This is a genomic window from Ruegeria sp. HKCCD6157 (genome assembly GCF_013110685.1).
Lineage (GTDB): Bacteria > Pseudomonadota > Alphaproteobacteria > Rhodobacterales > Rhodobacteraceae > Ruegeria.
Genome location: NZ_WVRB01000001.1, coordinates 2,078,751 through 2,088,515, shown reverse-complemented (window position 1 = coordinate 2,088,515; position 9,765 = coordinate 2,078,751). Strand labels below are relative to the sequence as shown.

The window sequence follows — 9,765 nt, the reverse complement described above, 5'->3', positions numbered from 1 at the left end:
GATCGAGCCAAAAAGCTCGGGATCACGATCAGAAAGGGACTGGGTGAAAAATCCGGTATCACGAAGATTGGCGTTCATGGGCGCTCCACATGGCTGGGTAAAAATCTTGCGGATTTCCTATCGGAAACGCCACATTCGCAAAAGGCTTAAAGCGACGATTTGGCCCGCTGCGGCGTCAAGACTGGCCTATCGGGGAAAGGTATGTTTGTTTCGGAACCAAATGTGCAGCACCGGAAACCGGAAAACATGAAAAAAAGAATCGCCTTTCTTGCCAGTGAGGTCAAAGTGGCGCAAACGGCCCGGGATGCTCTGGTGTCCAAACACGGTAATGCGGCGCCCCGCGACGCAGATGTTGTGGTTGCTCTTGGTGGGGATGGCTTCATGTTGCATACCCTTCACAACATGCAGCATCTTGATACACCGGTATACGGGATGAACCGTGGCACAATCGGGTTCCTGATGAACGCGTATCACGAAGACGACCTGATGGCCCGCCTAGAGGATGCCGAGGAAGAGGTCATCAATCCGCTGGCGATGCGGGCGATGGATCAGTCCGGAAAGCTGCACGAGGCGTTGGCGATCAACGAAGTGTCATTGTTGCGGGCAGGCCCGCAAGCCGCGCGGCTGAAGATCAGCGTTGATGGCCGCGAGCGAATGGATGAACTTGTATGCGATGGAGCGCTGCTGTCCACAGCAGCGGGGTCCACGGCGTATAATTACTCGGCACACGGGCCTATTCTGCCGATTGGCTCGGACGTTCTCGCGTTGACCCCAATCGCCGCATTCCGCCCCCGCCGATGGCGTGGTGCCTTGTTGCCAAAAATCGCGAAGGTACGGTTCGATGTGCTGGATGCGGACAAGCGACCCGTTATCGTTGCCGCTGATTCCGTAGCTTTCCCAGACATTGACTGGGTCGAAATCCGGTCCGAGCCTACGATTTCACATCGCATTCTTTTCGACCCCGGGCACGGTTTGGAAGAACGACTGATTTCCGAGCAATTCACATAAAATTGTGCCTCTGCGAGGATTTTTTGAAACTGTGTGAAGCAGTTCACAGGGAATCTTTCGGCAATTGGCTAATGTGAAACTGCCCGGAGAACACGCCAAGGTGGGAGTGAGTGGCCACCTAAACGGCGTATTCGAATGATTGCGCAGATTTTGCGCTGGCGAGGGTGGGTGGTGCTACGCTCGTCATCAGAAATCCGGGCTTATTTTAGCAGTCGGGCCCCGGGTACAATGTCCCGGGGTCTATTTTTTGCAGCGGCCCAGCAACTCTGACTTTTCCCAAAGCGGCAGGCACATTTGGCCCACGCGTGCCTCGATTGCCGCGGCCGCATCCACCGCCAGATCTTCGCGCCAGCGCTGTGCCGCAATCTGAACATTGATCGGCTGGGGGCCCTTAGGCAATTCAGCCAGCCGGGCCGGGACACATGCCGCAGGCAGGCCCAGAAAGTTCATCGCATAGGAATATACGGCGCACCCCAGAACCTCATGCACTCCGTCGGCGCCTTCGGTGTCCCGGTCAGGTTTGAAGAACGGTTGTGGCAGGAAAGGCGACAGCACCAAAGGGTAATCCTGCATAAACAGGGACCATTCCCGCGCATAGTGGCTTCGTTTGGCCAGCATCTGAACCATCTCGGTTTCGACAATAGGCGGGAATTCCTGGAAATAGACCGCAAAGATATTCTGAATGGTTTTCGAACCGGCCGCTTCGATATCTGACTGCATGAGCGTGAGCACTTCGCCCATCAGCGTACGGTAACCGATCCGACCGCATTCAAATACATCAGGCGGTTCAATCTCTTGCACCACATAACCCGCATCGGTCAGCGCATCCCGTGCCGTGTCGAGCGCTTTTTCCACCTCGGGGTGCAGGCCATAGCCGAATGTGTTCTTGGTAAAGGCCACCCTGACGGGAACGTCTGGATCAGGACCACGCCAGGGCATCGGCACGTGAAACGGGTCACGCGCGTCGGCGGCGATCAGGCTTGGCATGGACAGATGCAGGTCAGCGGCCGACCGGGTTATCAGGCCCTGAACTGACATCGACTGCGCCAGCGAACCGCGTTCGACTTTCTGGCTTGGGTTCCATGCCGGGACACGCCCCAGCCCGGGTTTCACCGTCACGGCTCCGTTGGCCGCCGCGGGAAAGCGCAGGCTGCCGCCGATATCGTTGCCGTGGGCCAGCGCGCCGATTCCGGCCATGACCGCGGCGCCAGCCCCACCGGAAGAGCCGCCGGGCGAGATATGCCGCCCCCAGGGGTTGTGCGTACGGCCATACAGCGGATTGTCCGTGTCGGCGCGGAAAGAGAACTCGGGCGTGTTGGTTCGCCCGACAACAACAGCCCCGGCCTTTAGCAGATTGCTCACAACCGGGGCGTCATCCGGTGCAATCACATCCTTCAATGCGACGACACCGTTGGTTGTGGCATGGCCTTTTTGGTCAATGTTCACCTTGATCGTGACCGGCACGCCATGCAGCGGACCCGTGGGTTTGCCGCCAGCCCGCGCATTGTCCAGCGCTTCGGCACGTTCCAACGCTTGCTCGCGCAGGTCTTCCACAACCGCATTCAAATCCGGGTTGACCTCATCCATTCGCTCGATCGAGGCCCGAACCGCCTCGGTCGCACTCAGGTCGCCGCGTCTTGTCAGGGTGGTCAGGTCTGTGGCGCTGAGACGCCAGATATCGGTCTGTGTCATGGGTCCTCACTGTCTTAACGTGACAGTAGAGGGGCTGCTTCCGGTTGCAAGAGAAGACAAAAAAATGGGCGGCTGATGCCGCCCCCCGGATTACTTGGCGTAACCGATTGTCTGCAAGGCCTCTTTGATCTCGTCCAGAATGGCTGGATCATCGATCGTTGCAGGCATTTTGTAATCCTGACCGTCTGCAATCGACACCATCGTACCCCGCAGGATTTTACCCGAACGTGTCTTGGGCAACCTGTCGACGACGACGGCCAGTTTGAAGGCCGCCACCGGGCCGATCTTTTCCCGCACCATCTTGACGACTTCCTGAACCACGTCGCCATGATCCCGATCAGCACCGGCATTCAGGCACAGGAACCCAACGGGCATCTGACCCTTTAGCTGATCCGTTACACCGATCACCGCGCATTCGGCCACATCCGGGTGAGCGGCAAGCACTTCCTCCATCCCCCCGGTCGACAGACGGTGACCCGCGACGTTGATGACATCGTCGGTGCGCGCCATGATGTAAAGATATCCGTCCTCGTCGATCATGCCGGCATCGCCGGTTTCATAATAGCCGGGGAAATGTTCAAGATAGGATTTCCTGAACCGTTCCTCGGCGTTCCACAAGGTCGGCAGGGTGCCCGGAGGCAAGGGCAGTTTGACCGCGATGGCCCCCAGTTCGCCGGCTTTCATCTGGTGGCCGCCTTCGTCGAGAATTTGCACGTCATAGCCAGGCATCGGTTTCGCGGGCGAACCCAGCTTGATCGGAAGCTCTTCGATGCCCAGCGGATTTCCGGCGATGGCCCATCCGGTTTCGGTCTGCCACCAATGGTCGATCACCGGAACCTTCAGCGCATCCTGCGCCCAGATGATGGTGTCGGGATCAGCCCGTTCCCCCGCAAGATACAATGCCCGCAGATGAGACAGATCGTACTTGGCGATCATTTCGCCTTTGGGGTCTTCTCGTTTCACGGCACGGATCGCCGTAGGGGCGGTGAAGAAGCTTTTCACCTTATGTTCAGAGATCACGCGCCAGAAGGTTCCCGCATCAGGGGTGCCGACCGGTTTGCCTTCGAACACAATCGTCGTGTTGCCGTGGATCAGGGGGGCATAGCAGATATAGGAATGTCCGACGACCCAACCCACATCGGATGCCGCCCAGAATACATCACCGGGATCAACGTCATAGATGTTCTTCATGGTCCAGTTCAGTGCCACCAGATGCCCGGCCGTGGGCCGCACGACGCCCTTGGGCGCCCCCGTGGTGCCCGAAGTGTACAGGATGTATGCCGGATCGTTGCCGTCGACGGGAACACATTCCGCCGGTTCGACACCGTACTGGAACCCGTGCCAGTTGTAGTCGCGCCCTTCGATCAGCTGCGCAACTTCCTGTTCGCGCTGAAAGATGACGCAGAAATCCGGCTTGTGCTCGGCAAGTTCGATGGCACCGTCCAGAAGCGGCTTGTAGTGCACGACCCGGCCAGGTTCCAAACCGCAGGACGCCGCAATGACGGCTTTGGGTTTGGCGTCGTCGATGCGGACTGCCAGTTCGTTGCTGGCAAATCCGCCGAACACAACGGAATGCACGGCGCCCAGACGCGCGCAGGCGAGCATCGCCTCAAGCGCCTCGGGGATCATCGGCATGTAGATGATGACGCGGTCACCTTTCTCGATGCCTTTCGCGCGCAGCGCACCGGCAAGATTGGCCACGCGGTTGCGCAGCTCGACATATGAAATCTCGCGCTTGGTATGAGTGATCGGGCTGTCATAGATGATGGCGGTCTGCTCGCCACGCCCGTTTTCCACGTGGCGGTCCACGGCGTTCCAGCAGGTATTGACTCGTGCGTCGCTGAACCATTCATACAAAGGCGCGTTGTCGTCGAACAGAGCTTTGCTGGGTTCTTTGACCCAATCGATCCCCTTGGCGGCGTTCATCCAGAACGCCTCGGGGTCTTTCTTCCAACTGTCATAAACGTCCTGATACGCCATCTCGTCCTCCTCACAACGACTTGGTCTTTGTGTTAGGACCCAGAAAACTATCGGGCAAGCGCGTCAAATGACGACGCGTCAGTTTATCGCAAAATATTTGCAGTAATTCGCGCAACAGCTTGCAAATTTTTGCAAACTTCTTTTCCAGCATTGGATTTTCTGCGCCAAATAGGCCATTTTGCAAACTTGCAAATTCAACCGTGCAAAAGATCACGTCCGAGCCGACTCGGCGCAATGCCAATTCGCCCTTCTTCCGCGTGCCCTATGGCTCCCACGGAGATGCAACGGCATATAGCAGTCAAAAGGTGAGAATTGTGTTAACCGCACCCCCGTAGGGGATGCGGTTTTGGGCGTCGGGCGGCCGGCTTACCCGTAATGCGCCACCGGGGTCCCCGCGATGGCAGCCATGTTCAGCAATCCGCGTGCGGTAATGGATGGGGTGACGATGTGCGCCTTGTTGCCCATCCCCATCAGAATGGGGCCAACTTCGATCCCGTCCGCTTTCATTTTCAGGATATTGCGCACGCCGCTGGCCGCATCCGCATGAGCAAAGATCAGCACATTTGCCGCGCCCTGTAGGCGAGATCCCGGAAAAATCCGCGCCCGAAGATCCGCATCAAGGGCCGCATCCAGGTTCATTTCGCCTTCATAGACAAAGTCGCGCGGTTTCTGGTCCAGGATGTCCAATGCAGCGCGCAGGCGTTTTCCCGATCCTTCCGCCTGATTGCCGAATTGTGATTGCGAACAGAATGCGATCTTGGGTTCGATCCCAAATCGGCGAACATGCCGCGCGGCGCCAATGGTGGATTCCGCCAGTTCTTCGGGCGTCGGCAATTGCCGGACATGCGTATCGGCTATGAATAGGGGGCCGTCTTCCAAAATCATCAGCGACAACGCGCCGTGCGGACGCAGGTTGCCATCGTCAAGCACCTGTTCAACATAGTTCAGATGCCAGCGATATTCGCCGAACGTGCCGCAGATCAGGCTGTCAGCCTCGCCCCGATGCACCATGATCGCGCCGATGGCGGTTGTATTTGTGCGCATGATCGCCTTGGCCAGATCCGGGGTCACACCTCGGCGCTGCATGATCTGATGATACGAGCTCCAGTAATCGTAATAACGCGGATCGTTTTCTGGGTTCACGATCTGGCAGTCTGTGCCCGGGCGAATGGTCAGGCCCAGTTTTTCGCATCGGGATTCGATGACTTCGGGACGTCCGATCAGAATCGGTGTTTCCGTCGTTTCCTCAAGAATAGCCTGTGCAGCCCGCAGCACCCTTTCATCTTCGCCTTCGGCAAATACGATGCGACGGGATGCGACGGCTGCGGCCTCGAATACGGGGCGCATCAAAAGCGCCGACTTGAAAACAGACTGGTTGAGTTTTTCCTTATAGGCCTCAAGATCTTTAATGGGGCGCTTAGCGACGCCGCTTTCCATGGCTGCCTTGGCAACGGAAGATGAGACGACACCCACCAAACGCGGATCAAAAGGTTTCGGAATCAGGTAATCCGGCCCAAAGGTCAGTTGCTCGCCCTTGTAGGCGGCTGCCGCCTCGGCGCTTGTCGTCGCGCGGGCCATTTCCGCAATGCCGTCAACGCAGGCGATCTGCATTGCGTCATTGATCTCGGTCGCGCCCACATCCAGAGCACCCCGGAAGATAAACGGAAAGCACAATACGTTGTTGACCTGATTGGGAAAATCGCTGCGCCCCGTGGCGATGATCGCGTCCGGTGCAACCTCACGCGCGGCCTGAGGCAGAATTTCTGGCGTTGGGTTGGCCAGTGCGAAGATGATCGGACGATCGGCCATTTTCTGAACCATTTCAGGCTTCAGGACATTCGGGCCACTAAGGCCCAGAAACAGATCCGCATCGCCGATTACATCATCCAGAGTCCGCAATTCCGTTTTCTGCGCAAACTGCGACTTGTGCGGGTTCATATCCTCGGCGCGCCCCTCGTAGACGAGCCCGTGAATATCGCACAGCCAGATGTTTTCCTGTTTCACACCCAGTTTCACCAGCATGTTCAGGCAGGCAATCCCAGCAGCCCCGCCGCCAGTTGATACGACTTTGATGTCCGCAAAGGATTTCCCCGCCACATGCAAAGCGTTCTTGGCCGCGGCCCCGACGACAATGGCGGTTCCGTGTTGATCGTCGTGGAAAACGGGAATGTTCATGCGCTCGCGGCACAGTTTTTCGACAATGAAACAATCCGGTGCCTTGATGTCTTCCAGGTTGATGGCCCCGAATGTCGGTTCCAGCGCGCAGACGATATCCGCCAGCTTTTCCGGATCAGGCTGGTCTACTTCGATATCAAAACAGTCAATGCCAGCGAATTTCTTGAACAGGACGGCCTTGCCCTCCATCACCGGTTTCGAAGCCAGCGCCCCGATATTGCCCAGACCTAGAACCGCGGTGCCGTTGGATACCACGGCGACAAGGTTGCCGCGTGCCGTGTACTTTTCCGCGTTTGCGGCGTCGGCTTTGATTTCAAGGCTGGCCTCGGCCACGCCGGGCGAATAGGCGCGCGCCAGATCGCGACCGTTGGCCATCGGTTTCGTGGCCTTGATCTCAAGTTTTCCGGGTTTCGGATGGGCGTGATAGTCAAGCGCGGCCTGTCGCAGGCTGGGGGTGTCAGACATTGAAGTTTCAGTTCCCTCTTAGAATTTGATTTAACATTAAACTATTCGTCCAAGCTTGGCTACGTTGCGTAATTTTGCCGACGTGGCGCAGTTGCACACCCGAAATGGGTTGAATTTTGACATATTTTTTTTACATCTAGGCAACTTTGCAAAACGAACAAACACTCAGGCAAGACGAAGCAGTAATGACTTTCAAGGCAAATGATCAGGTCGATGGCCTGTTCTCCGGTTCTGTGGCGGATACCGGAGTTGTGCGGCTAACCCTTTGGTTGGCGGTGCTGTCAGGTGTTGTGCTTCTCGGTGCTGTTGGCATCTGGCCAGAACAGGCACTGGTTTTCAATCAGGAAGGCGGGTTGTTTGAAACAATTTCCGCGGCGTGTTTGTTTGCAGCGGGTGTGGCCGCTTTGTGGCGATATCCGGGTGTCACCCGGCTGTATATCGGGCTGACATTCCTGTTGTTGGCCGAGCGTGAGCTGGAAGCAGGCGTTTATCCTGAAGGCAGCTTGCCGTTCATGATCCTTGACGGTCTGGATTCGGTGCTGGACGTCACTCTGGTCAGGGTCTTGCTGGCCTGCGTTGTTCTGGGCGGTGTCATGTGGCATGGGATCCCGACGGGATGGCGTGCTGTCAAGCGGCGCGCGCCTTTTATGATCGTGTTCATTGCGGCCGGCTGTCTTGCCGTCATCGCTCAGCTTCTTGAAGAATTCACAGGGCTGCACGGCGAAGCTTTGTCGTCAGTTATGAAGGCGCGGCTTTTCGTGATGGAAGAAACGCTCGAGATGTTCTTTTCGATTGGCATTTTGGCCTCTGTTCTGATCGGATGGTCAAAATCGAGTTCTGACGAGACATCTCATGACAAAGACATCCGAGCCTTCCCGGACCCAAGCTGAATTTCGTTTGCCTACCCAGGAAATTCGAAACGACATCCCCTTTTATACCAAGGTGTTGGGGATGCAGATGGACATGATCTATCCCGCGGACGATCCGCGCGTCGCAGTGTTTTCAGGGCACGGTCTGCGGCTGCGGATTGAAAAAGACGCGCCCGAAGGTCCGGGAACATTGCGCATCCTGACAGATGACCCGGAAAGCTTTGCAGATGGCCAACGCGTTCTTGTCGCGCCGAATGGGACCCGGATCGAAATCGAAGAGCGTAACCCGCCGCTGGTGATGCCTGAAACGGTTCATTCCTTCGTGGTGCGCAGGCTCAAGGATCAGGCGCCATGGATCATCGGTCGGGCGGGGATGCACTATCGCGATCTGGTGCCGGATCGTCTGGGCGGATCGATCATCGCCAGCCATATCCGCATCCCGGACGGGGGTCCGGTGCCCGATATGGTGCATTTTCACAAAGTTGGGTTCCAGCTGATATTCTGCATTCATGGCTGGGTGGATGTCGTCTACGAGGATCAGGGAGAGAAAATGCGCCTGACCGCAGGGGATTGCTTTATCCAGCCGCCGGAAATTCGTCACCGCGTGCTCGAGGCGTCAGACAATGTTCAGGTCATCGAGATAGGTGTGCCTGCGGAACATGTCACGGAAATCGACCATGACATGCAGCTTCCCACGCCGCATTTTCGCCCGGACCGTGAATGGCAAGGGCAACGCTTTGTCTACAACCAGGCCAAGGATGCTGAATGGGTGCCATTCCGTCTTCCAGGTTACATCTGCCGCGATACGACAATTGCCGAGAACACCAAAGGGGTCGCCGGGGTCCAGGTCGTCCGTAAAGGGCCGGGCGATACCGAATGGGCCAGTCACGATACGGACATTCACTTTAACTTCGTGATGGACGGGGCGGTCACGCTGGAAGGCGAAGGGCGCGAGCCCTACCGGCTGGAGCAAGGAGACGCCTTTGTCATCCCGCCCGGGATGCGCACGCGCTTGTCCTCGCCCTCGGACAACATCGAGTTGCTGGAAGTCACCTTGCCCGGTACGTTCACGACAACACTGGGCTGACTGAAAAACATCGGCTGGGGGCTTCAATTCTTCGGCCTTTTTACGTAACGATCCAATTTTCTGACCAGATGATCAAAAAACGGGGAATCGCCATGTCGCTCAAAGACGCTGCCTTGTCAGTCCGCGAAAACGCCTATGCGCCTTATTCGAATTTCAAGGTTGGCGCAGCGCTTCGGACGTCGACGGGTCAGATCTTTTCCGGGTGCAACGTTGAAAACGTGGCCTATCCCGAAGGCACTTGTGCCGAGGCCGGCGCAATCGCCGCGATGGTCGCCGCAGGAGAGCAGGAACTGACCGAGGTCTATGTGGTCGCCTCCAGCCCTCAGCCTGTGCCGCCTTGCGGTGGGTGTCGCCAGAAACTGGCCGAGTTTGGCAAGCGCGATGTGAAGGTTACCCTGGCAACCGTGGACGGCGCTGAATTCGAGACAACCATCGGGGATTTGTTGCCGGGCGCATTCGACGCGTCTCATATGGAGGATGTCTGAACGC

The 9,765-nt window shown here is 57.4% G+C and carries 8 protein-coding genes; 4 read left to right on the top strand and 4 right to left on the bottom strand.

The annotated features are described in order from the left end of the window. The first annotated feature begins 246 nt into the window (after positions 1-246). Positions 247-1,008, top strand: coding sequence for an NAD kinase (locus GS612_RS10055; RefSeq protein ID WP_253285366.1), 762 nt, complete (start codon positions 247-249; stop codon positions 1,006-1,008). A gap of 240 nt (positions 1,009-1,248) precedes the next feature. On the opposite strand, the gene GS612_RS10050 is transcribed toward GS612_RS10055, so the two are convergent. From GS612_RS10050 to GS612_RS10035, 4 genes are all read right to left on the bottom strand, one after another. Beyond that, positions 1,249-2,700, bottom strand: a complete 1,452-nt coding sequence (locus GS612_RS10050; RefSeq protein WP_171639870.1) for an amidase family protein — start codon at positions 2,698-2,700, stop codon at positions 1,249-1,251. 90 nt (positions 2,701-2,790) lie between these two features. Beyond that, positions 2,791-4,680, bottom strand: a complete 1,890-nt coding sequence (gene prpE, locus GS612_RS10045) for a propionate-CoA ligase PrpE (protein ID WP_171639868.1) — start codon at positions 4,678-4,680, stop codon at positions 2,791-2,793. A 10-nt stretch (positions 4,681-4,690) separates the two neighbouring features. Then, complete coding sequence (locus GS612_RS10040; protein ID WP_171639866.1) at positions 4,691-4,921, bottom strand: hypothetical protein; 231 nt, start codon at positions 4,919-4,921, stop codon at positions 4,691-4,693. Positions 4,922-5,046: 125 nt separating this feature from the next. After that, entirely contained in the window at positions 5,047-7,320 is a 2,274-nt protein-coding gene (locus GS612_RS10035; protein ID WP_171329025.1) for an NADP-dependent malic enzyme, read from the bottom strand. Positions 7,321-7,505: 185 nt separating this feature from the next. On the opposite strand from GS612_RS10035, the gene GS612_RS10030 reads away from it, so the two are divergent. The 3 genes from GS612_RS10030 to GS612_RS10020 are packed head-to-tail and all read left to right on the top strand — an operon-like array spanning position 7,506 to position 9,761. Beyond that, positions 7,506-8,210, top strand: a complete 705-nt coding sequence (locus tag GS612_RS10030) for a hypothetical protein (RefSeq protein ID WP_171639864.1) — start codon at positions 7,506-7,508, stop codon at positions 8,208-8,210. Beyond that, positions 8,173-9,276, top strand: a complete 1,104-nt coding sequence (locus GS612_RS10025; protein WP_171639862.1) for a cupin domain-containing protein — start codon at positions 8,173-8,175, stop codon at positions 9,274-9,276. Before GS612_RS10030 ends, GS612_RS10025 begins: the two co-directional genes overlap by 38 nt. A gap of 50 nt (positions 9,277-9,326) precedes the next feature. Then, positions 9,327-9,761 carry a cytidine deaminase gene (locus GS612_RS10020; RefSeq protein WP_371809330.1) on the top strand — a complete coding sequence of 145 codons (435 nt, stop codon included), beginning with the start codon at positions 9,327-9,329 and terminating at the stop codon, positions 9,759-9,761. The last annotated feature ends 4 nt before the right edge of the window (positions 9,762-9,765 follow it).

Excerpts from the sequence above, each read along its gene's own strand:
- GS612_RS10055 (WP_253285366.1), top strand. The coding sequence starts at position 247 with ATGAAAAAAAGAATCGCCTTTCTTGCCAGTGAGGTCAAAGTGGCGCAA.
- GS612_RS10050 (WP_171639870.1), bottom strand. The coding sequence starts at position 2,700 with ATGACACAGACCGATATCTGGCGTCTCAGCGCCACAGACCTGACCACC.
- prpE (WP_171639868.1), bottom strand. The coding sequence starts at position 4,680 with ATGGCGTATCAGGACGTTTATGACAGTTGGAAGAAAGACCCCGAGGCG.
- GS612_RS10035 (WP_171329025.1), bottom strand. The coding sequence starts at position 7,320 with ATGTCTGACACCCCCAGCCTGCGACAGGCCGCGCTTGACTATCACGCC.
- GS612_RS10030 (WP_171639864.1), top strand. The coding sequence starts at position 7,506 with ATGACTTTCAAGGCAAATGATCAGGTCGATGGCCTGTTCTCCGGTTCT.
- GS612_RS10025 (WP_171639862.1), top strand. The coding sequence starts at position 8,173 with ATGACAAAGACATCCGAGCCTTCCCGGACCCAAGCTGAATTTCGTTTG.